This is a genomic window from Enterobacter sp. Y17 (assembly GCF_019730495.1).
In the GTDB taxonomy this organism is placed as follows: Bacteria; Pseudomonadota; Gammaproteobacteria; order Enterobacterales; family Enterobacteriaceae; genus Enterobacter; species Enterobacter asburiae_B.
The window spans coordinates 75,733-98,878 of the sequence record NZ_JAASKP010000001.1; the positions used below are offsets into that span (position 1 = coordinate 75,733).

The following is a 23,146-nucleotide window of genomic DNA, read 5'->3' on the forward strand; positions in this document are numbered from 1 at the left end:
TTGTAGTATACTAAACGGCTCCTGTTCACTCAGGAGCCGTTTTGACATTTTTAAAAACGCCGCGAAAGCGACGTTATTTTGAATTTTATGAGGCTTCAAACATGGTACCTGTGGTCGCGCTTGTCGGGCGCCCTAACGTTGGAAAATCCACTCTTTTTAACCGTTTAACACGCACCCGTGATGCGCTGGTTGCGGATTTCCCGGGGCTGACGCGTGACCGTAAGTACGGTCGTGCAGAGGTGGAAGGACGCGAGTTCATCTGTATTGATACCGGTGGTATTGACGGCACAGAAGACGGCGTTGAAACCCGCATGGCGGAACAGTCGCTGCTGGCGATTGAAGAGGCGGATGTGGTGCTGTTTATGGTGGATGCGCGCGCTGGCCTGATGCCGGCGGACTCCGCTATTGCCAAACACCTGCGTTCACGCGAAAAGCCGACCTTCCTGGTGGCGAACAAAACTGACGGTATCGATGCCGATCAGGCCGTCGCGGATTTCTGGTCTCTGGGCCTGGGTGAAATCTACCCGATTGCGGCATCGCATGGCCGTGGCGTCACCAGCCTGCTGGAAACCGTTCTGCTGCCGTGGGTTGACGAAGTAAACCCGCCGGAAGAAGTGGACGAAGACGCTGAATACTGGGCGCAGTTTGAAGACGGAGAAGAGGGCGAAGAAGAGCCTGAAGACGACTTCAACCCGCAGGATCTGCCGATCAAGCTGGCCATCGTGGGTCGTCCAAACGTAGGTAAGTCTACGCTTACTAACCGTATTCTGGGTGAAGAGCGCGTGGTCGTTTACGACATGCCGGGCACCACCCGTGACAGTATCTACATCCCTATGCAGCGCGACGAGCGCGAGTATGTCCTCATCGACACCGCCGGGGTGCGTAAGCGCGGGAAAATCACCGATGTGGTGGAAAAATTCTCCGTTATCAAAACCCTGCAGGCGATCGAAGATGCCAACGTAGTGCTGCTGGTCATCGACGCACGCGAAGGTATCTCCGATCAGGATCTCTCTCTGCTCGGCTTTATCCTCAATAGTGGGCGCTCACTGGTTATCGTGGTCAACAAGTGGGATGGCCTGAGCAATGAAGTGCGCGAGCAGGTGAAAGAGACCCTCGACTTCCGTCTGGGCTTTATCGACTTCGCCCGCGTGCACTTTATCTCTGCGCTGCACGGCAGCGGGGTGGGTAACCTGTTCGAATCCGTGCGTGAAGCGTACGACAGCTCCACCCGTCGTCAGAGCACCGCGATGCTGACCCGCATCATGAATATGGCTGCTGAAGACCATCAGCCGCCGCTGGTGCGCGGCCGTCGCGTGAAGCTGAAATATGCCCACGCCGGTGGTTACAACCCGCCAATCGTAGTAATTCACGGCAACCAGGTGAAAGACCTGCCGGATTCCTACAAGCGCTATCTGATGAACTACTTCCGTAAATCGCTGGACGTAATGGGCACGCCTATCCGTATCCAGTTCAAGGAAGGGGAAAACCCGTTTGCCAACAAGCGCAACACCCTGACGCCAAACCAGATGCGTAAGCGTAAGCGCTTGATTAAGCATATTAAGAAAAGCAAATAATCTTTACCTGCCTCACGAAAGCCCGCGTTTATCGCGGGCTTTTTTTTGCCAAATCATACCGCCGGTTTTCTCTGTGTGAAGTCAATCACTATTCACTTTTAACCAAGTTTAAATCTAAGAAAGTAGACAATCGTCGAATTTTCATCTTAAAGTCCAGGGTCTGGTACTAGACAAAACTAGCGCCTGGTTATCAAATGGTTAACTAACTTTTCGCCGCATGTAAAAAATCGGCCAGATACGTAACTGGCCGGCGTACCTGCTGGTGTTTACAAGCACGACGACATACCTTTCGGGAGAATTATGCAATCCACTGTTAATCAAAAAGAGAGCCGAACGTTCTTCGGCCATCCGTATCCGCTCGGTTCCCTGTTCTTCACCGAGATGTGGGAGCGTTTCTCGTTTTACGGCATTCGTCCGTTACTGATCCTGTTTATGGCCGCCACCGTCTATGACGGCGGGATGGGCCTGGCGCGTGAAAACGCCTCGGCGATTGTCGGTATCTTTGCCGGTACCATGTACCTGGCCGCGCTGCCGGGCGGCTGGCTGGCCGATAACTGGCTCGGTCAGCAGAGAGCCGTCTGGTACGGTTCGATCCTGATTGCGCTCGGCCACCTGTCGATCGCGCTCTCTGCGGTGATGGGGAACAACCTGTTCTTTATCGGCCTGATGTTCATCGTGCTTGGCTCAGGGCTGTTCAAAACCTGTATCTCGGTGATGGTCGGCACCCTGTATAAAAAAGGCGACGCGCGTCGTGACGGCGGTTTCTCGCTGTTCTATATGGGCATCAACATGGGCTCGTTTATCGCGCCGCTGATTTCCGGCTGGCTGATCAAAACCCACGGCTGGCACTGGGGCTTTGGTATAGGCGGTATCGGGATGCTGGTGGCGCTGATTATCTTCCGCGTGTTTGCCGTTCCGGCAATGAAACGCTATGACGGCGAAGTCGGCCTCGACTCTACCTGGAACAGCCCGGTGGTGAAGCGTAACGGCGTGGGCGTTTGGCTGCTGGCGCTGGCGGCTGGCGTGGCAACGATCGTGACGCTGATTGCGCAGGGCGTGATTGTGATTAACCCGGTCGCGGTAGCCAGCGTGCTGGTCTACGTGATTGCGGCGTCCGTTGCTATCTGTTTGTCTTTGCGGGGCTGAACCGTAAAGAGCGCGCCAGGCTGTTGGTCTGCTTTATTCTGCTGATTTCAGCGGCGTTCTTCTGGTCCGCGTTTGAGCAGAAGCCAACCTCGTTTAACCTGTTTGCCAACGACTACACTAACCGCATGATTGGCGATTTTGAAATCCCGGCGGTGTGGTTCCAGTCAATCAACGCCCTGTTCATCATCCTGCTGGCACCGGTGTTTAGCTGGGCATGGCCGAAGCTCGCGAGCAAAAACATTCGTCCGAGCAGCATCACCAAGTTCGTTATTGGTATTTTGTGCGCGGCGGCAGGCTTTGGCCTGATGATGCTGGCGGCACAGAACGTGCTGAGCAGCGCTGGAGCGGGCGTGTCGCCGTTCTGGCTGGTGGGCAGCATCCTGATGCTGACGCTAGGCGAACTGTGCCTGAGTCCGATTGGCCTGGCGACCATGACGCTGCTTGCGCCGGAAAGAATGCGCGGCCAGATGATGGGGCTGTGGTTCTGCGCCAGCGCTCTGGGTAACCTGGCGGCGGGCCTGATTGGCGGTCACGTGAAGGCCGACCAGCTGGATATGCTGCCGGATCTCTTTGCTCGCTGCTCCATCGCGCTGCTGATTTGTGCCGCGGTACTGATCGTCCTTATTGTTCCGGTGCGCCGCATGCTGGAAAATGCGCAGACTAAACCGGCTGCTAACGCCTCATAAAGCTCGGTCTTGCCGGGGCGGCGTTATGCCCCGGTAAAACCCAACAGGAGAGAATATGTCGATTACCTGCCCGGAATGCCAGGCACCGCTGGAGTCCCAGAACGGCGTAGCGCACTGCGACAGCTGTAATAAAGATATTGCGCTTGTAGCCCGTTGCCCGGAGTGCCATCAGCCACTCCAGGTATTAAAAGCCTGCGGTGCGGTGGACTATTTCTGCCAGAACGGCCACGGTCTTATCTCTAAAAAACGCGTGGAGTTTGTTCGGGCCGAAGGTTAATCGCAGACGCAGCCTTCGCCTTTCTGCCACAGCTCGACCAGCGACTCGGGGGCTTCCTGCTCGGGCACCAGCACGATGATATCGGCGTAGTGCGCCTGATTTTGCCCGGTCCAGATAATCTGGATGCGGAAATAGCGCTGGTCGCCGCTGCCGGGTGAAGAGGCTTGCCCCGGCGGCTGACCGCGTGGAAAAGCCTGCTCCAGGATGCTCACCAGGCGCTGGCGCTGGGCCTCATTGAGCGAGGAGAGCGCGATGGTGCGCTGTCCGCTCAGCTTGGGAATAAAAGCGACGCCGCCTTCCCGGGCCAGCTCAACCACGGCGTCATCCGTCAGTTCCGGAACCTGCATTTACAACACTCCCACCTGTTCCCAGGCTTGTTTAATGGCCGCACCAGCGTCGCTGCCGGAGCGTTTCTCTCCGTGCGCGATCGTCAGCTTTGCGAAGGCCTCAAAATCCGCATCCTGCGCTAGTTTGCGATCGCAAACCGTGTCGTACCAGGCATAACCCGCTTTTTCCCAGGCGTAGCCGCCGATCGCCGTCGTGGCCAGATAAAATGCTCGGTTGGGGATGCCGGAGTTCAGGTGCACGCCGCCGTTATCCTCGCGCGTTTTAATGAAATCTTTCATGTGCGCAGGCTGCGGGTCTTTGCCGAGCAGGGGATCGTCATAGGCGGTGCCGGGTTCAGACATTGAGCGCAGCCCTTTGCCGTTGATCCCTTTCGCCAGCAACCCTTCACCAATGAGCCAGTCTGCTTTATCGGCGGTTTGCTTCAGATGGTACTGTTTGACCAGCGAGCCAAACACGTCCGACAGAGACTCGTTCAGCGCGCCCGACTGTTCAAAATAGATAAGCCCGGCTTCGGTCTCGGTCACGCCGTGGCTCAACTCGTGCGCTACCACGTCGATGGCGATGGTAAAGCGGTTAAATATTTCCCCGTCGCCGTCGCCAAATACCATCTGCTGACCGTTCCAGAAGGCGTTCTGATATTCCCGGCCATAGTGAACGGTGCCGGTCAAAATAAGCCCTTTATTATCGAGCGAATCGCGCTGATATTCTTTCCAGAAGAAATCATGGGTAATACCTAAATAATCGTAGGCTTCATCCACCGCCACATCGCCGTTCGATGGCTGGCCTTCGTAACGCACCTGGGTACCCGGCAGCTCCTGGGTATGCTTCGCGTCGTAAATATCGCGCTCCAGCTGCCCGGCTTTATTCACGTGCGGCGCGGCGGGTTTGCCGGGCATGTGGGCCATCAGCGTCTGGACGTGGGTTAAGGTCTGACGGGCACAGCGCTGCTGCGGCTCGGAACCGCTTTCGATAATACGACGAAGAATATAAGGGGGAATAACGCTATGAAGATGGGGCATGCTGCTCTCCTTATTAAAAAAGGGAATAGCAGCAGTATAGTAAGTAACCGGCGAGGAATTATCCGGTTTTACGCTGATGCGTCTTTTTCACCGGTTTAATTGATTTCACTTCGCTTTCTACCCAGCCGTCTGAAAGACGCGTCGTCAGCACATCGCCGGTATTCACCTGTTTGGTCTGCTTCAGCACTTTGCCGTCCGTCGCCGTTGTCACGCTATAGCCGCGCGCCAGCGTGGAGAGGGGGCTGACCGCTTCAAGATGGGTCACCGCATTGCCAAAACGTTCGCGGGTGGTGCTCAGGCGCGCCCGGACAGTTTCCGCCAGACGATACTCCAGCTGCTGGATCCGCGTTTGCGCGCGATAAATTTTCGGCTGCGGGTTCTGCTGATTCAGGCGCTGGGTTACGCGCTGCTGGCGCGATACCGCGCGCTTGAGCTGCGCGTCCACCGCAAAGCTCATGCGCTGACGCAGGCGCTCCAGCACGGTCTGCTGACGCGCCAGACGCAGCTGCGGGTGCTGCTGCTGAAGACGATGATGAAGCTGGGTAAAGCGGCGGGTACGGTTGGCAAGGAAGTAGTCCATCGCCATCTCAAGACGCTGCTGGCCGTTCTGAATCTGACGCAGCAGCTCCAGCTGGTTCCGGCTGACCACTTCCGCCGCCGCGGACGGCGTAGGCGCGCGCAGATCCGCGACAAAATCGGCTATCGTTACGTCAGTTTCGTGGCCGACGGCGCTCACCACGGGGATAAGGCTTGCAAAGATTGCCCGCGCCACGCGCTCGTCGTTAAAGCTCCACAAGTCTTCCAGCGAGCCGCCGCCGCGCCCGACGATTAATACGTCGCACTCCTGACGGGCGTTCGCCAGCTCAATGGCGCGAACTATCTGGCCCGGCGCATCGTCACCCTGAACGGCGGTCGGGTAGATGATGACGGGCAGGGAAGGATCGCGACGCTTCAGCACGTGCAAAATATCGTGCAGTGCCGCACCGGTTTTCGAGGTGATGACCCCAACGCAGTGGGCGGGGGAGGGCAGCGGTTTTTTGTACTGCTGGTCGAACAGCCCTTCGGCAGAGAGCCTGGCTTTTAGCTGTTCATACTTCTGCTGCAGCAGGCCTTCACCTGCAGGCTGCATGCTCTCGACGATGATTTGATAATCGCCGCGCGGCTCATACAGGGTGATATTGGCGCGAACCAGAACCTGCTGGCCGTGCTGAGGACGAAACGTCACGCGACGGTTGCTGTTGCGGAACATCGCGCAGCGCACCTGGGCGGTGTCGTCTTTTAAGGTAAAGTACCAGTGACCGGAGGACGGCTGCGTGAAGTTAGAGATCTCACCGCTGATCCAGACCTGCCCCATTTCCTGCTCAAGCAGCAAACGCACCGTCTGATTCAGGCGGCTGACGGTATAAATTGAGGGGGATTGAGAGGATAACATGTGAGCGGGATCAAATTCTAAATCAGCAAGTTATTCAGTCGATAGTAACCTGCTGAGAGGCAATCGCAAGCTTTTTTATAAAAAAGTGTAGATGCAATCGGTTACGCTCTGTATAATGCCACGGCAATATTTAACCACCCAGGTCAGAGATATTGCCCATGCTACGTATCGCTAAAGAAGCACTGACGTTTGACGACGTCCTCCTCGTTCCCGCTCACTCCACTGTTCTGCCGAATACTGCCGATCTCAGCACGCAGTTGACGAAAACCATTCGCCTGAACATTCCTATGCTCTCTGCGGCAATGGACACCGTGACTGAAGCGCGCCTGGCTATCGCCCTGGCACAGGAAGGTGGCATTGGCTTTATTCACAAAAACATGTCTATCGAACGTCAGGCGGAAGAAGTTCGCCGCGTGAAGAAACATGAATCCGGCATCGTGTCTGACCCACAGACCGTTCTGCCAACCACCACGCTGCACGAAGTGAAAGCCCTGACCGAACGTAACGGCTTCGCCGGTTATCCGGTGGTGACCGAAGAGAACGAACTGGTCGGTATCATCACCGGTCGTGACGTGCGTTTCGTGACTGACCTGAACCAGCCTGTTAGCGTGTACATGACGCCAAAAGAGCGTCTGGTCACCGTTCGCGAAGGTGAAACCCGCGACGTGGTGCTGGCAAAAATGCACGAAAAACGCGTTGAAAAAGCGCTGGTTGTTGACAGCAGCTTCCACCTGCGCGGCATGATCACCGTTAAAGATTTCCAGAAAGCAGAACGTAAGCCTAACGCCTGTAAAGACGAGCATGGCCGTCTGCGCGTTGGCGCTGCGGTTGGCGCTGGCGCCGGTAACGAAGAGCGCGTTGACGCGCTGGTTGCTGCTGGCGTTGACGTCCTGCTGATTGACTCCTCTCACGGCCACTCCGAAGGCGTTCTGCAACGTATTCGCGACACCCGTGCCAAATACCCTGATCTGCAGATCATCGGCGGTAACGTGGCCACTGGCGCAGGCGCTCGCGCGCTGGCTGACGCTGGCTGCAGCGCGGTGAAAGTGGGTATCGGTCCTGGCTCCATCTGTACTACCCGTATCGTCACCGGCGTGGGCGTTCCGCAGATCACCGCCGTGTCTGACGCGGTTGAAGCGCTGGAAGGCACCGGTATTCCGGTTATCGCTGACGGCGGTATCCGCTTCTCTGGCGACATCGCCAAAGCGATCGCCGCGGGCGCAGCTGCCGTAATGGTAGGCTCCATGCTGGCCGGTACCGAAGAATCCCCGGGCGAAATCGAACTCTACCAGGGCCGTTCTTACAAATCTTACCGCGGTATGGGCTCCCTGGGCGCGATGTCCAAAGGCTCCTCTGACCGTTACTTCCAGACCGATAACGCCGCTGACAAACTGGTGCCGGAAGGTATCGAAGGTCGCGTAGCGTATAAAGGCCGTCTGAAAGAGATCATTCACCAGCAGATGGGCGGCCTGCGCTCCTGTATGGGTCTGACCGGCTGTGGTACCATTGACCTGCTGCGTACTAAAGCGGAATTCGTACGCATCAGCGGTGCGGGTATCCAGGAGAGCCACGTTCACGACGTGACGATCACCAAAGAGTCCCCGAACTACCGTCTGGGCTCCTGATAAGTTTCCGCGCCCGGCTTCTGCCGGGCGCTCTGTTTTTGTTTCACTTGCCTCGGAATTAGCGTCAATGACGGAAAACATTCATAAACATCGCATTCTCATCCTGGACTTCGGTTCTCAGTACACTCAGCTGGTGGCGCGTCGCGTACGTGAACTGGGCGTTTACTGTGAGCTGTGGGCGTGGGATGTCACGGAAGCACAGATTCGCGAATTCAATCCAAGCGGCATCATCCTGTCCGGCGGCCCGGAAAGTACCACCGAAGAGAACAGCCCGCGCGCGCCGCAGTACGTGTTCGAAGCTGGCGTGCCGGTATTCGGCGTTTGCTACGGTATGCAGACCATGGCAATGCAGCTGGGCGGCCACGTAGAAGGCTCTAACGAGCGCGAGTTTGGCTACGCACAGGTAGAAGTCGTCACCGACAGCGCGCTGGTGCGCGGTATCGAAGACTCCCTGACCGCAGACGGCAAACCGCTGCTGGACGTGTGGATGAGCCACGGCGACAAAGTTACCGCCATCCCGTCTGACTTCGTGACCGTTGCCAGCACCGAAAGCTGCCCGTTCGCCATCATGGCGAACGAAGAAAAACGCTTCTACGGCGTACAGTTCCACCCGGAAGTGACCCACACCCGTCAGGGTATGCGCATGCTGGAGCGCTTCGTTCGCGACATCTGCCAGTGTGAAGCTCTGTGGACCCCGGCAAAAATCATCGACGACGCCGTTGAGCGTATCCGCCAGCAGGTTGGCGATGACAAAGTGATCCTCGGCCTCTCCGGCGGCGTGGACTCCTCCGTGACCGCGATGCTGCTGCACCGCGCCATCGGTAAAAACCTGACCTGCGTCTTCGTGGACAACGGTCTGCTGCGTCTGAACGAAGCCCAGCAGGTTATGGACATGTTCGGCGACCACTTCGGTCTGAACATCATTCACGTGGAAGGCGAGCAGCGCTTCCTGGACGCGCTGAAAGGCGAGAACGATCCGGAAGCCAAACGTAAAATCATCGGCCGCGTGTTTGTGGAAGTATTCGACGAAGAGGCGCTGAAGCTGGAAGACGTGAAGTGGCTGGCGCAGGGCACTATCTACCCTGACGTGATCGAGTCTGCGGCCTCCGCAACCGGTAAAGCACACGTCATCAAATCTCACCACAACGTGGGCGGCCTGCCGAAAGAGATGAAGATGGGCCTGGTTGAACCGCTGCGCGAGCTGTTCAAAGACGAAGTGCGTAAGATCGGTCTGGAACTGGGTCTGCCGTACGACATGCTCTACCGTCACCCGTTCCCGGGTCCGGGTCTGGGCGTGCGCGTGCTGGGCGAAGTGAAGAAAGAGTACTGCGACCTGCTGCGCCGCGCGGACGCTATCTTCATCGAAGAGCTGCACAAAGCTGACCTGTACAACAAAGTGAGCCAGGCCTTCACCGTGTTCCTGCCGGTTCGCTCCGTCGGTGTGATGGGCGATGGCCGTAAGTACGACTGGGTTGTTTCCCTGCGTGCGGTGGAAACCATCGACTTCATGACCGCGCACTGGGCGCACCTGCCGTATGACTTCTTAGGCCGCGTGTCTAACCGCATCATCAACGAAGTGAATGGTATTTCCCGCGTGGTGTATGACATCAGCGGTAAGCCACCGGCTACGATTGAGTGGGAATAAGCCACCCTTTAAGTTAGCGCCAAAACCCGCATTTATGCGGGTTTTTTCTTTAATAAGAAAGATTAATAACCAAAATGAATTAACAGCGGTGATTCTTTCATAAATTTGTAGATATCATTACTTTCTTTTTTTGTTTATAGTTATAAGATTGAGGTTGCGCTTAAATAAGTTGTTGACTCTTGCGTCTGTATATAGTTTTATTGAAAAGTTAATCTGGCAAGAAGCGAAAAGAATTATCAGGATCGATTTTATTTATAAAAGGAATATATATGAAAATAATTTCAGTTTTTAATAATAAGGGCGGTGTAGGTAAGTCCACTTTGACTTATCATTTAGGTGCTGCATTAGCTGAAAAAGGTAAAAAAGTACTCTTGATTGATTTGGATCCTCAATCAAATCTAACGTTATATGGTGTTACGGAAGAGCGATTAGAAGAGATTTGGAACTGCGAAGATGATTTCATTAATGATTATAAAGCTGCGAAATCTAAGGTCGAAAGACAGGATTTTAAAGCTTTTCATGAAAGAAATCATTCAATTCACTATTTGCTGAAACCCATTGAAGATGGTGAGTCTGATGAAAATATATTATCATCACCTGTTTGCCTAAGAGATAATTTACACTTAATTCCAGGCAGGTTAACGCTGCACCTTTTTGAGAATAAACTAGCTAAACATTGGAGTGAAGCTTTTCTCGGAGAGCCGCAAGCAGTCAGAATTGTGACTTCTATTAGAAAGATTTGTGAGGAGTATACTAATAAATTTGGTTATGATGTTGTGCTCATAGATACTTCACCTAGTTTAGGCGCTTTAAACAAAGTAATAATATCAAGTGCGGATGCAATTATTATTCCTTGTGCACCTGATATGTTCTCCGATTATGGTATTAGAAATATAGGTAATGCACTTTCAGTTTGGTATAAAGAATTTACAACTATGTATTCTTTGCTTTCAGATAGCAAGAGAAAATACTTCCCTAATGATTTTGTGAAACTTTTAGGTTATACAATTTATAATGCAAAAAAACGTTCAGATGCGCCGAATGAGCTGAATGTAGCTTTGGCCCATTATAATTTCGCAAGAAAAATTCCTGATACAATAAAAAAATATGTTCCACAAAATTGCTTACTCAATAATGGTAAGGATTATTTTGAAACCTCTATGGGGGAAAACTCTGTTATCCATGGTCATGGAACTCTCCCAACGATGGCTCAAAAATACAAAGCTCCTATGTGGAAGGTTCCTGACTTACCTAATTTGCAAGAGGAAAAAGGAACGATAAAAGGAAATTCGAAAGATTATTATGGTACTAGGGCTGGCTATATTAAGTTAGCTCAGGATGTATTGGATAGATTGGAGCTTTTATAAAATGGATGATAAATTAAACGAGGATGCAATAAGCTGTATAAAGAATGATCTTCATTCATATGAATTACTCCATGATAAGTTTTTATCATACATAAAAAGAGACCCTGAACTTAAAAAATTAGTACATAGTTATAAAACAAGATTTAAAGATTTAGAACACTTAAAAAGCAAAATAGAAAGGAAAAATCAAGAAGACCTTTCACTGCCTCTTGGAGAACGAAAGGGACCAATAACTTGTGATAACATAAAACAAAGAATTACTGATATATGTGGAATAAGAATTCTTCATCTCTATATAGGTCAGTTTGAGGAAATCCATAAAGCCTTGATGAAGTACGTCGATTCGGGTGAGTTAGCACTCTATGAAGCACCCAAGGCTTATACATGGGATCCTGAATATTCGAAATTATTTGAACGTCTTGGAGTAGCACCTAAGTTAAAAGATAGCTTTTATACTAGTGTACACTATGTTTTCAAACCTAGAGCCGATAGCGATATTACTTGCGAGGTTCAAGTTCGTACTCTTTTTGAAGAGGTCTGGGGAGAGATTGATCATTCTTTTAATTACCCTGAGAAATCTGAAAGCAAAGTTGTACAGGAACAACTTAAAGTTTTAGCTAGAGTTGTTGGCGCTGGAACAAGACTATCTGATTCGATATATGAATTAAATAAGTTACAAAAATAATAGTTTAAAAATTCAATGGATTACACGAGTAGTATGGTATATAGTTATAACCTCTATCTATTAAAAAATAGAGGTTATAAATTTTTACTGGTTCTCATCATGCTATGCAATTATCTAATGTCATTTATATCAACTTGTTTAATGTTTTAAAATAGTTCTTGTAAACTCACCTAATATTACTAGGCTAGACTTGGTGGTGGCATATTTATCTGAAGCTCATCAGCATTTTCTTGCAGTCTTCAAATTATTTTGGTTTTTACTAGTCTAGTAAAATGCTATTCCTCTCATATGCAATACTCATGACTTATCGTTGTGCATTATCTTTGCTCTCCTGTTAATCTTCTCAATGGACAGATTTAATGTTCTTTTAATTTTATTACGAAAGAATACTTATCATATTTTTGGCAATATCAGCGCGACTATCTAATGCTTCAGCTTTTCATCTATTCATTCAAACAATCAAACTTAACAACCTAATGATTTTTATTAAACATAATGAAAACCAGCAGATTTTGTTCTGCATCGCTGTGATCATATTGAGAATCGCCCCTTCCGTATTGACTTGAAAACCTATGGAGGTGTTGGCCTCGCTGACAAAGGGAAAACCGCTTCAATTACTGAAGGAAAGATTGTTTTACACATGTTTGAATACTTCAATACATTTACTCTTATTGTTGAGTGATGGGCAGGATACACACAAGAAAATTTCAAAGGGTGTGATCAAAATTAACGATAACTAATTTTCTCTCCCACCCAACCGATACGCCAGCGCCACCACCAGCGACTGCACCAGGCACAGCGTTGCCGACTGGGAGCGAAACGCGTCCACCTGCGCCTCTTTCACCACAAAGCAGAGATCGCTGAACGTCGCCAGCGGGCTGATCTGGCTGTCCGTAATCACGATCTGCCGCGCGCCGACGCTGGCGGCGGTTTCGCTGACCATCACCGTCTCTTCCGCGTACGGTGAGAAGCTGATCGACACCACGATGTCGCGCGCTTTAATGCGGCTGATCTGCTCGCGCAGCATGCCGCCCATCCCGTCGAGCAGGATAGGGCGGCACTCCAGATGGCTCAGAGCGTAGGTGAGGTAGGCCGCGACGCTAAAGGAGCGGCGCAGTCCGGCGATGTAGATGGTGTCGGCGTCGGCCAGCAGCTGTACCGCGCGCTCCAGCATTTCCGGTTCGGCGCGGGCGGCCAGCTGCTGGAGCGCCTGCGCGTTCGAGCGGGCAAACTCCTGCAGGATATCGAGCGGCGTTTCCGGCACGGCCTCGCTCTCCATCTCGCGAAACAGCCGGGCGCGGTCGCTGTAGCTGGCGGTCTCCTCCACCAGGTTCATGCGAAACAGCTGTTTCATTTCGTTGAAGCCGGTGAAGTCAAAGGCGTTGGCAAAGCGGATCAGCGTCGAGGGCGGCACGTCGGCGCGCTCGGCAATGACGGCAACCGTATCAAAGGCCACGCTGTTGGTGTTATCCAGCACGTAGCGGGAGACCTGCTGCAGCCTCTTGCTCAGGCTATCGTAGCGATCGCGGATTTGCTGCTGCAGTTCGTTCAGGCTGGTTGCTGTCGTCATGTTATCCCCCAAATACAGTCTTATGATTCTAAACGCAAAACCGCGTCTTTTAAATGTCGGCCATCCATCTGGCAGCAAAAATGAAACAGAAACTTCAGTCATTTCCTCGCCCGAAATCCCTTAATAGCGCACGCTGCGTCAGTGTTGTTGGCTGTTAACATAAAAATCCATCCTTGATCACAATAATCATCATTTATTTTATTTCAACTTAAAATGGAATATTTGTTTCATATATAGTGTTCAGTACACAGTGTTCAGTTAACAGTCACGTATCAACAGCGAGAGGTTAAGGATGGAGACGGTAGCGAATTTTATTCACGGCGAATGTGTCACCGGTTCAGGCCAGCGCGTTCAGGCGATCTTCAACCCGGCCACCGGCGAGCAGATCCGCCAGGTGGTGATGAGTACGGCGCAGGAAACGGAGCAGGCGATTGCCGCCGCGCAGCAGGCGTTTCCGGCGTGGGCGCGCCATGCTCCGCTTAAGCGCGCGCGCGTGATGTTCCGCTTCAAGGCGCTGCTGGAAGAGAACATGGAGCGACTGGCCCGCATCATCAGCGAAGAGCACGGCAAGGTCTTCTCCGATGCGGTGGGCGAACTGACCCGCGGCCTGGAAGTAGTAGAATTTGCCTGCGGCATCCCACATCTGCAAAAGGGTGAACACTCGGCGAACGTCGGTACCGGCGTCGACAGCCACTCGCTGATGCAGCCGCTCGGCGTCTGCGCCGGGATCACCCCGTTTAACTTCCCGGCGATGGTGCCGATGTGGATGTTCCCGATTGCGCTGGCGACTGGCAACACCTTCGTGCTGAAGCCGTCGGAAAAAGATCCTTCCCTGGCGCTGGCGCTGGCGCAGCTGCTGAAAGAGGCCGGCCTGCCGGACGGCGTGTTCAACGTGGTGCAGGGCGATAAGGAGTCCGTTGACGTGCTCCTGACCGACCCGCGCGTGCAGGCGGTGAGCTTTGTCGGCTCCACGCCGATTGCGGAATACATTTACCAGACCGCGTCCGCCCACGGAAAGCGCTGCCAGGCGCTGGGCGGCGCGAAAAATCACTGCATCCTGATGCCGGACGCCGACATGGAGATGGCGACCAACGCCATCATGGGCGCGGCCTACGGCGCGGCGGGCGAACGCTGCATGGCGCTCTCGGTGGTGCTGGTGGTGGGGGATAAAACCGCCGATGACCTCTGCGCCCGGCTGGAGAAACAGATTGCAGCGCTGCGCGTCGGGCCCGGCCTGGACCAGTCGCCGGAAAACGAAATGGGGCCGCTCATCTCCTCCGTACACCGCAGCAAGGTGCTGGGCTACATCGACAGCGGCGAGTCGCAGGGAGCGAAACTTCGCGTGGACGGTCGCGGCTTCAGCGTGAAGGGCCACGAGCAGGGCTACTTCGTCGGGCCGACGCTGTTCGATAACGTCACTCCGGAGATGACCATCTATAAAGAAGAGATCTTCGGCCCGGTGCTTTCTGTGGTGCGCGTAGCAGATTACGCCAGCGCGGTGGATCTGATTAACCGCCATGAATATGGTAATGGTTCGGCGATCTTCACCCGCGACGGCGGCTGCGCGCGCCGCTTCTGCGAAGAGGTGCAGGCGGGCATGGTGGGCGTCAACGTGCCGATCCCGGTGCCGATGGCGTTCCACAGCTTCGGCGGCTGGAAGCGTTCCATCTTTGGCGCGCTCAACGTTCACGGCAGCGACGGCGTGCGCTTCTACACCCGAATGAAAACCATCACCGCGCGCTGGCCGGAAATGCAGCAGGAGACAGGCGCTGCGTTCTCCATGCCGACGCTGGGCTGACAGGAGGTTTTATGCAAACCGAACGTATGACCATGGCCCAGGCGCTGGTCCGGTTCCTCAATCAACAGTACGTCAGCGTGGACGGCAACGAAACGCCCTTCGTGGAGGGCGTGGCCACCATCTTTGGGCACGGCAACGTGCTGGGTATCGGCCAGGCGCTGGAGCAGGACCCGGGCCATCTGCAGGTGATGCAGGGCTGCAACGAGCAGGGAATTGCCCATATGGCGACGGGATTCGCCAAACAGCACCGCCGTCAGCGCATTTTTGCCGTCACCTCCTCCGTCGGGCCGGGCGCCGCCAATATGGTGACCGCGGCGGCCACCGCCACGGCAAACCGCATCCCGCTCCTGCTGCTGCCGGGCGATATCTACGCCAGCCGCCAGCCGGACCCGGTGCTGCAGCAGATCGAGCAGTATCACGATCTCAGCATCAGCACCAACGACTGCTTCCGTCCGGTCTCCCGCTACTGGGACCGCATCAACCGTCCCGAGCAGCTGATGAGCGCAATGCTAAGCGCGATGCGAACGCTTACTGACCCCGTCAATACCGGCGCGGTGACCATCTGCCTGCCGCAGGACGTGCAGGGAGAGGCCTGGGACTACCCGCTGAGCTTCTTCGCGCGTCGCGTGCATCACATCGAACGCCGTCCGCCCGATCCGCAGCGTCTGGCGCGGGCGCGGGCGCTGATCGCCCGCAAGCGTCGTCCGCTGGTGGTGTGCGGCGGCGGCGTGCGCTATTCCGGCGCGCATGAGGCGTTTCGCGAATTTGTCGAAACGCTGCGGCTGCCGTTTGCCGAAACCCAGGCCGGAAAGGGAGCGCTGGTAAGTGACCACCCACTTAACCTGGGCGGCATAGGGGTGACGGGCGGAATGGCCGCCAACCAGCTCGCGCCGCAGGCCGATTTAGTGATTGGCGTCGGCACGCGCCTTACCGATTTTACCACCGGCTCCAAGGCGCTCTTTTCCCACCCGGACGTTGAGTTTCTGCTGCTGAACGTGGCTGAGTTTGACGCCCTGAAGCTGGACGCCACCGCGCTGATTGCCGATGCCCAAACCGGGCTCCAGGCCTTGACCCACGCGCTCGGGGATTACCGCAGCGGCTGGGGAGAGGCGATCGCTCAGGCGAAGTCCGCCTGGCGCGACGAGTGCCGCCGCCTGTGGGATCGCCAGTGGTGTCCTGACGACGCGCCCGAAGTGGCGGGGCACCTGGATGCGCAGCTGGCGGAATACGGCGAGGCGCTTAACACCCGCCTGACCCAGACGCGGGTGCTGGGGCTGATCAACCAGCATGTTGAAGATAACGCCATCGTGGTGGGCGCGGCCGGTTCGCTGCCGGGGGATTTACAGCGCCTCTGGCAGGTCAAAACGCCGGACAGCTATCACCTGGAGTACGGCTACTCCTGCATGGGCTACGAGATTGCGGCGGCCATCGGCGCGAAGCTCGCCAGACCCGAGCAGCCGGTGTACGCCATGGTGGGGGATGGCTCCTACATGATGCTGCACTCCGAGCTGCAAACCGCCGTTCAGGAGGGCATTAAGGTCACCGTTCTGCTGTTTGATAACGCCAGCTTCGGCTGCATTAATAACCTGCAGATGGGGCACGGCATGGGCAGCTTTGGCACCGAAAACCGCCACCGCAACCCGGAAACCGGGCGGCTTGACGGGCCGCTGGTGAAGGTCGACTTTGCGCAAAACGCGGAAAGCTACGGCTGCCGCGCTTGGCGGGTGAACGATGAGCAAAGCCTGCTGGCGGCGCTGGAGGCGTCGCGGGCGCATCCGGGCCCGACGCTGCTGGACATCAAGGTGCTGCCGAAGACCATGACCCACGACTACGCCTCCTGGTGGCGAACCGGTGATGCGCAGGTGGCGGCGTCTTCTGCCGTGCGTGAGGCCGCTGAGCAAACGCAGGCGCAGGTGAAAAAAGCCCGTCAGTATTGAGTTTTCCTGCCGTAACGAAATTTTCATTTCATTTTTGTTTTCCCCTCACCCTAACCCTCTCCCACAGGGAGAGGGGACGGATCGGTGCGGTTTTTTACTCCCTCTCCCTGAGGGAGAGGGCCGGGGTGAGGGGAGTTGCCGCACGTCCACTCATGTTGTGAGATTGATAACAAAATTTATCTCATTCATCTCAAAAGTGTTAACCCGTACTCAAAAACATAATTTTCACTATTTATAAAAATGAAATAAATGTTTTATTTATAGGGTCGTTAGTTCACAGCATTCACCAACACCGGGAGCCGTTATGTTTAACATTGCTTTACTGGGCGCTGGCCGAATCGGCCAGGTACATGCAGCTAACATCGCCAGCCACGGCGTGACCACGCTCTGGTCCGTGGTTGACCCGAATCAGGAATTTGCCACCCGTCTCGCCGCGCAGTATCAGGCCCGCCAGCAGAGCCTGAACGAGGCGATGACCGACCCTAACGTTCACGCCGTGCTGATCGCCTCCGCCACCGATACCCACGCGGATCTGATTGAAATGGCCGCCCGCCACGGCAAGGCCATCTTCTGCGAAAAGCCGGTACACCTTGACCTCGCCCGCGTGCGCGACTGCCTGAAGGTGGTCAAAGAGTACGACGTGCCGCTGTTCATTGGCTTTAACCGCCGCTTTGACCCGCAGTTTCGCCGCGTGAAAACCGACGCGCAGGCCGGGCGCATAGGCAAACCGGAATCGCTGCTCATCATCTCCCGCGATCCGTCTCCGCCGCCTGCTGAGTACGTGCGCGTCTCCGGCGGCTTGTTCCGCGATATGACCATTCACGACTTTGACATGGCGCGCTTCATCATGGGCGAAGAGCCGGTGTCGGTGTATGCCCAGGGCAGCAACCTGGTGGATCCGGCGATTGGCGAGGCGGGGGATATCGATACCGCGTTTATCGTTCTGAAATATGCCTCCGGCGCGATGGCGACCATCGTCAACAGCCGCCGTTCATCTTACGGCTACGACCAGCGCCTGGAGCTGCACGGCTCCGAAGGGCTGCTGTGCGCGGGCAACATTCTGGAAAACCAGGTGCAGCACTACGGCAAACAGGGCTGCACCAGCGCGCTGCCGGAACACTTCTTCCTGCAGCGCTACAAATCCGCTTACGCCGCGGAATGGGAACACTTTGTTGCGGTCCTGCGCGGCGAAGCGGTGCCTGACTGCAGCGGCGATGATGGTGAACGTGCGCTGTACCTTGCGGATAAAGCGCTGGAGTCACTGCGCAGCCAGCGCGAGATCGTCCTCTAAACACAACAACCCTACACAGAGAGACATAATAATGAAAAAACTGATCGTAGCCGCCCTCATCGCCATGACGTCCGGGGCCGCCCTCGCCGAAAACGAGCAAATCGTTTTCAGTACGCCAAACCTGGCCATGCCGTTTGAAGTTCACATGCAGCGCACGGCGGTGAAAGCCGCAAAAGAGATGGGCGTGAAGCTTCAGGTGCTGGACGGGCAGGGCAGCTCGCCGAAGCAGGTAGCTGACCTGGAAAACGCCATCACCCGCGGGGCGCAGGGCTTTATCGTCTCCCCGAATGACGTGAACGCGGTCTCCAGCGCGGTGGATGAAATTCAGGATGCGAAGCTGCCGATCGTCACCCTTGACCGCTCCGTCGACAGCCAGAAGAAAGTGCCGCACTTCGGCGCCAACAATTACAAGGGCGGCCAGGCGGTTGGCGACTTCGTTAAAACCAAATTCCCCGACGGCGCGGACATCATTCTCCTCACCGGCCAGCCGGGCTCCTCTTCCAACATTGAACGCACCAAAGGGATCCGCGACAGCCTGAAGGCGGGCGGGGATAAGTACAAGATCGTCGCCGATCAGACCGGCAACTGGATGCGTTCTGAAGGAATGCGCATCGTTGAAAGCGTTCTGCCTTCGCTGCCGAAACGTCCGCAGGTGATCCTCTCCGCCAACGACGATATGGCGCTGGGCGCGATTGAAGCGCTGCAGAGCCAGGGCGTGAAGCCGGGCGAAATCCTCGTGACCGGGTTTGATGCGGTGCCGGAAGCGCTGGCCCGCGTGCGCGACGGCTGGCTGGCGGTAACGGCGGATCAGCGTCCGGGCTTTGCGGTGCAGACGGCGATGAGCCAGCTGGTGGCTAACGTGCGCGAGAAGAAAGCCATCACCGGGGCCGATTACCCGCCGACGCTGATCACCAAAGAGAACCTGCAGCAGGCTGAGCGTATCGGTGAGGCCGGTAACTAATATGTCCCGAGCCGCCTCTGGCGGCTCATCATGAGGAGGAGCAGACTGATGTCGCAACCCTTACTGAAAGTGACCGATCTGGCAAAAAGCTTTTCCGGCGTCTGGGCGCTGAGCAGCGCTCAGCTGACCGTCGGCAGCGGCGAAATTCACGCCCTGCTGGGGGAAAACGGGGCGGGAAAATCCACGCTGCTGAAGGCGCTCGCGGGCGCGCAGCCGCAAACGCGCGGGGATATCTGGTTCAACGGCGAAACGCTGCCGGTGGACGACTCCCCGGTGGAACGCCAGAACAAGGGCATTATCACCATCTATCAGGAATTCAACCTGCTGCCCAACATGACCGTCGCGGAAAACATGTTTCTCGGGCGCGAGCCGCGCAGGCGTAACCTGATCGTCGACGAAAGGGCGGTCAACCAGGAGGCGCAGGTCATTCTCGATTACCTCCAGCTGAACGTTGCGCCGACCACGCCGGTCGCCCGCCTGAGCGTCGCCCAGCAGCAGATGGTGGAGATCGCCCGGGCGCTGACCCTCAACGCCCGGTTAATCATTATGGACGAACCTTCCGCCGCGCTGAGCGACAGCGAGGTGGAAAGCCTGCACCGCGTGGTGCGGGAGCTTAAAAACCGCGGCGTGAGCATTATTTACGTTACCCACCGTCTGCACGAAGTTTTCCAGCTCTGCGATCGCTTCACCGTTTTCCAGGACGGCCGCTTTACCGGCACCGGCGCGGTGGCGGAGACCAATGTCGAACAGCTGATCCGCCTGATGGTCGGGCGCGACGTGGCCTTTAACCGCCGTCCGGCCAGCGAAACGCATCATGAAGACAAACCCGTCCGCCTGGCGGTGAAGGGGCTGAGCCGCGAAAAGCCGCCGCTGGATCCGCACGGCATCGCCTTGCACGACATCAGCTTCCACGTCCACGCCGGGGAAGTTCTGGGCATTGCCGGGCTGGTGGGCGCGGGACGTACCGAGGTGGCGCGCTGCCTGTTTGGCGCAGACGCCTTTACCTCCGGGAGCTTTGAGCTGGACGGCGTGCCGTACCAGCCGCGCGACCCGCTGTATGCCCTCGATCAGGGCGTGGCGCTGGTGCCGGAAGATCGCAAAAAAGAGGGGGCGGTGCTGGGGCTGTCGATTCGCGACAACCTGTCGCTCTCCTGTCTCTCCTCGCTGCTGCAGTGGCGCTGGTTCGTGAACACCCGCAAAGAGGACGATCTGATTGAGTCCTACCGCAAGGCGCTGCAGATCAAAATGGTCAACAGCGCGCAGGAGGTGCGCAAGCTCTCCGGTGGCAACCAGCAAAAGGTGATCCTCGCGCGCTGCATGGCGCTCAACCCGCGGGTGCTGATCGTCGATGAGCCGACGCGCGGCATCGACGTGGGGACCAAATCGGAAGTGCACCAGGTGCTGTTTGACATGGCGAAGAAGGGCGTGGCGGTGATCGTGATCTCCTCCGATCTGCCTGAAGTGATGGCGGTGTCTGACCGGATCATCACCCTCAGCGAAGGCCGGGTGACCGGCGAGATCCACGGCGACGACGCTAACGAAGAACGGCTGATGACGATGATGGCCATCAACCACAACGCCCTGAACGCGGCATAACGGAGTTTCTCATGACGCAGATGATTTCTAAAACGCAGGCCCCGGTCAAACGCGCCGGACGCATCGATCCCATCGCCTTCTTCGAGCGCTTCGGGGTGCTGATTTTCATGATCCTGCTGCTGATCTTCTTCCAGTCGCAGAACAGCAACTTTTTCTCTGAACGCAATATTTTCAACATCCTGACCGAAGTGTCCATCTACGGGATCATGGCCGTGGGGATGACCTTCGTCATTCTGACCGCCGGGATTGACCTCTCCGTGGGCTCCATTCTCGCGGTGTGCGCCATGACCGCGGCGTACGTCATTAAGGGCGACAACTTCACCACCGTCGACCCGAACGCCTGGGGCGGCATGAGCTGGCTGATTGGGCTGGGGATTTGTCTGGCGATGGGCACGGCGATTGGCTTCCTGCACGGCCTGGGCGTCACCCGCCTGCGCCTGCCGCCGTTCATCGTCACCCTCGGCGGGATGACAATCTGGCGCGGCCTGACGCTGGTGATTAACGACGGCGCGCCGATCGCCGGTTTCGATCAGGGCTACCGCTGGTGGGGACGCGGGGAGCTGCTCGGCATCTCTATTCCTATCTGGATCTTCGCCATCGTCGCCGTCGGCGGCTATCTGGCGCTGCATAAAACCCGCTGGGGACGCTTCGTCTACGCCATCGGCGGCAACCCGGAGGCGGCGCGGCTGGCGGGGGTCAACGTCAAGCGCGTGCTGGTCAGCGTCTACGTGCTGATCGGCTGTCTGGCCGGGCTGGCGGGCTTCATCCTGAGCGCGCGTCTGGGGAGCGCCGAGGCGGTAGCCGGGATCTCCTTTGAGCTGCGCGTCATCGCCTCGGTGGTGATCGGCGGCACCTCGCTGATGGGCGGCTACGGGCGCATCGGCGGCACCATTATCGGCTCCATCATCATGGGCATTCTGATTAACGGCCTGGTGCTGATGAACGTCTCGGCCTACTACCAGCAGATTATCACCGGATTAATTATCGTTCTGGCGGTGGCATTCGATACCTATGCCAAAAGCCGTCGCGGCGCACTGTGAGGATCACGATGAAAGAGGTTCGTATTGGATTAATTGGCACCGGGTATATCGGCAAGGCGCACGCTATCGCCTATGCCCAGGCCCCGACGGTCTTCAACCTGCGCGGCAGGCTGGTGCGCGAGATTGTGGCGGAAGTCACGCCGGAGCTGGCGGCAGCGCGCGCGCAGGCGTTTGGCTTCAACCGCTCCACCGGGGACTGGCGGGCGCTGGTGGCCGACCCGGCCATTGACGTGGTGGATATTTGCTCTCCCAACCATCTGCATAAAGAGATGGCGCTGGAGGCGATCCGCCACGGCAAGCACGTCTACTCGGAAAAGCCGCTGGCGCTGAACGCCCACGACGCGCGTGAAATGGTTGAGGCTGCACAGCGGGCAGGAGTGAAAACCCTGGTGGGGTTCAACTACATGAAAAACCCGACGGCGCAGTTGGCGAAGGAGATTATCGCGCGAGGCGAGATTGGCGAGGTGATCCACTTCTACGGCACCCACAACGAAGACTATATGGCCGACCCGCGCTCGCCCATTCACTGGCACTGCTTCAAAGAGACCGCCGGGCTGGGGGCGCTGGGCGACCTCGCGGCGCATATCGTCAACATGGCTCAGTACCTGGTGGGGGATATCGAGCAGGTCTGCGGCGACCTGAAGATCGTGGTCCCAGCGCGCCCGGCGAAGGCCGGATCGTCAGAGATGATTGCCGTCGAAAACGAGGATCAGGCCCACGCGATGGTGCGTTTTGCGGGCGGGGCGCAGGGCGTGATTGAAACCTCCCGCGTTGCCTGCGGACGCAAGATGGGGCTGTCGTACGTCATCACCGGAACGAAAGGCGCCATCAGCTTCACCCAGGAGCGCATGGCGGAGCTGAAGCTTTATCTGCATGACGATCCTGTGAACCGCCAGGGGTTCCGCACGCTGCTCGTCGGCCCGGCGCACCCGGACTACGCCGCGTTCTGCATGGGCGCGGGACACGGGATTGGCTTTAACGATCAAAAAACGGTGGAGGTGCGCGACCTGGTGGACGGGATTGCCGCCGACGCGCCGATGTGGCCGGACTTCGAAGAGGGCTGGAAGGTGTCGCGCGTGCTGGACGCGATTGCGCTCTCGCACCGGGAAGGCCGCTGGCTGAACGTGAACGACATTGTCTGATGAGGTA

General features: G+C 56.4%; 17 protein-coding genes and 1 pseudogene. 14 read left to right on the forward strand and 4 right to left on the reverse strand.

Annotated features, from left to right (window positions below; all coding sequences use genetic code 11):
* Positions 1 to 101: 101 nt before the first annotated feature.
* The 3 genes and pseudogenes from der to HCH49_RS00360 all read left to right on the forward strand — a co-directional run bounded on the left by der (position 102) and on the right by HCH49_RS00360 (position 3,683).
* A complete protein-coding gene (gene der / locus HCH49_RS00350; protein WP_023308811.1) occupies positions 102 to 1,574 on the forward strand; it encodes a ribosome biogenesis GTPase Der in 1,473 nt (490 codons plus the stop codon).
* A 300-nt stretch (positions 1,575 to 1,874) separates the two neighbouring features.
* Positions 1,875 to 3,406: pseudogene (locus tag HCH49_RS00355) on the forward strand (peptide MFS transporter).
* 55 nt (positions 3,407 to 3,461) lie between these two features.
* Entirely contained in the window at positions 3,462 to 3,683 is a 222-nt protein-coding gene (locus HCH49_RS00360; RefSeq protein ID WP_058841764.1) for a zinc ribbon domain-containing protein, read from the forward strand.
* Here the strand turns inward: HCH49_RS00360 and HCH49_RS00365 are convergent.
* The 3 genes from HCH49_RS00365 to xseA are packed head-to-tail and all read right to left on the reverse strand — an operon-like array spanning position 3,680 to position 6,482.
* Positions 3,680 to 4,030, reverse strand: a complete 351-nt coding sequence (locus tag HCH49_RS00365; RefSeq protein WP_006811517.1) for a protealysin inhibitor emfourin — start codon at positions 4,028 to 4,030, stop codon at positions 3,680 to 3,682. The genes HCH49_RS00360 and HCH49_RS00365 overlap by 4 nt on opposite strands.
* Positions 4,031 to 5,050, reverse strand: coding sequence for a M4 family metallopeptidase (locus HCH49_RS00370; protein ID WP_221701967.1), 1,020 nt, complete (start codon positions 5,048 to 5,050; stop codon positions 4,031 to 4,033). It abuts the gene before it with no gap.
* A 58-nt stretch (positions 5,051 to 5,108) separates the two neighbouring features.
* Complete coding sequence (gene xseA / locus HCH49_RS00375; protein ID WP_221701968.1) at positions 5,109 to 6,482, reverse strand: exodeoxyribonuclease VII large subunit; 1,374 nt, start codon at positions 6,480 to 6,482, stop codon at positions 5,109 to 5,111.
* A gap of 158 nt (positions 6,483 to 6,640) precedes the next feature.
* Here xseA and guaB point away from each other — a divergent pair, with 158 nt between their 5' ends.
* From guaB to HCH49_RS00395, 4 genes are all read left to right on the forward strand, one after another.
* Positions 6,641 to 8,107 carry an IMP dehydrogenase gene (gene guaB, locus HCH49_RS00380; protein WP_023333022.1) on the forward strand — a complete coding sequence of 489 codons (1,467 nt, stop codon included), beginning with the start codon at positions 6,641 to 6,643 and terminating at the stop codon, positions 8,105 to 8,107.
* 67 nt (positions 8,108 to 8,174) lie between these two features.
* Positions 8,175 to 9,752 carry a glutamine-hydrolyzing GMP synthase gene (gene guaA / locus HCH49_RS00385; RefSeq protein ID WP_033146195.1) on the forward strand — a complete coding sequence of 526 codons (1,578 nt, stop codon included), beginning with the start codon at positions 8,175 to 8,177 and terminating at the stop codon, positions 9,750 to 9,752.
* 269 nt (positions 9,753 to 10,021) lie between these two features.
* Positions 10,022 to 11,119 (forward strand): ParA family protein, encoded by a 1,098-nt coding sequence (locus HCH49_RS00390; RefSeq protein ID WP_221701969.1) that lies wholly within the window; start codon positions 10,022 to 10,024, stop codon positions 11,117 to 11,119.
* Between the two features lies 1 nt (position 11,120).
* Positions 11,121 to 11,804: a RelA/SpoT domain-containing protein gene (locus HCH49_RS00395; RefSeq protein WP_221701970.1), complete on the forward strand. Its 684-nt coding sequence runs from the start codon at positions 11,121 to 11,123 to the stop codon at positions 11,802 to 11,804.
* A gap of 736 nt (positions 11,805 to 12,540) precedes the next feature.
* Here HCH49_RS00395 and HCH49_RS00400 read toward each other — a convergent pair.
* Positions 12,541 to 13,374, reverse strand: a complete 834-nt coding sequence (locus HCH49_RS00400; protein ID WP_123923540.1) for a MurR/RpiR family transcriptional regulator — start codon at positions 13,372 to 13,374, stop codon at positions 12,541 to 12,543.
* Between the two features lie 292 nt (positions 13,375 to 13,666).
* On the opposite strand from HCH49_RS00400, the gene HCH49_RS00405 reads away from it, so the two are divergent.
* The 7 genes from HCH49_RS00405 (at position 13,667) to HCH49_RS00435 (ending at position 23,139) form a co-directional block, all read left to right on the forward strand.
* On the forward strand, positions 13,667 to 15,172 hold the full coding sequence (locus HCH49_RS00405; protein ID WP_221701971.1) for a CoA-acylating methylmalonate-semialdehyde dehydrogenase: 1,506 nt from the start codon (positions 13,667 to 13,669) through the stop codon (positions 15,170 to 15,172).
* 11 nt (positions 15,173 to 15,183) lie between these two features.
* Positions 15,184 to 17,109: a 3D-(3,5/4)-trihydroxycyclohexane-1,2-dione acylhydrolase (decyclizing) gene (gene iolD, locus HCH49_RS00410; protein WP_221701972.1), complete on the forward strand. Its 1,926-nt coding sequence runs from the start codon at positions 15,184 to 15,186 to the stop codon at positions 17,107 to 17,109.
* 304 nt (positions 17,110 to 17,413) lie between these two features.
* Positions 17,414 to 18,400, forward strand: coding sequence for an inositol 2-dehydrogenase (gene iolG, locus HCH49_RS00415; RefSeq protein ID WP_221701973.1), 987 nt, complete (start codon positions 17,414 to 17,416; stop codon positions 18,398 to 18,400).
* Positions 18,401 to 18,431: 31 nt separating this feature from the next.
* The gene (locus HCH49_RS00420) at positions 18,432 to 19,361 is read left to right on the forward strand and encodes a substrate-binding domain-containing protein (protein WP_033146190.1); all 930 of its coding nucleotides are present in this window, start codon (positions 18,432 to 18,434) and stop codon (positions 19,359 to 19,361) included.
* A gap of 48 nt (positions 19,362 to 19,409) precedes the next feature.
* Positions 19,410 to 20,957 carry a sugar ABC transporter ATP-binding protein gene (locus tag HCH49_RS00425; protein ID WP_023308787.1) on the forward strand — a complete coding sequence of 516 codons (1,548 nt, stop codon included), beginning with the start codon at positions 19,410 to 19,412 and terminating at the stop codon, positions 20,955 to 20,957.
* An 11-nt stretch (positions 20,958 to 20,968) separates the two neighbouring features.
* Positions 20,969 to 21,997, forward strand: a complete 1,029-nt coding sequence (locus HCH49_RS00430) for an ABC transporter permease (protein WP_013098254.1) — start codon at positions 20,969 to 20,971, stop codon at positions 21,995 to 21,997.
* A gap of 8 nt (positions 21,998 to 22,005) precedes the next feature.
* Positions 22,006 to 23,139, forward strand: a complete 1,134-nt coding sequence (locus tag HCH49_RS00435) for a Gfo/Idh/MocA family protein (protein ID WP_221701974.1) — start codon at positions 22,006 to 22,008, stop codon at positions 23,137 to 23,139.
* Positions 23,140 to 23,146 lie beyond the last annotated feature (7 nt).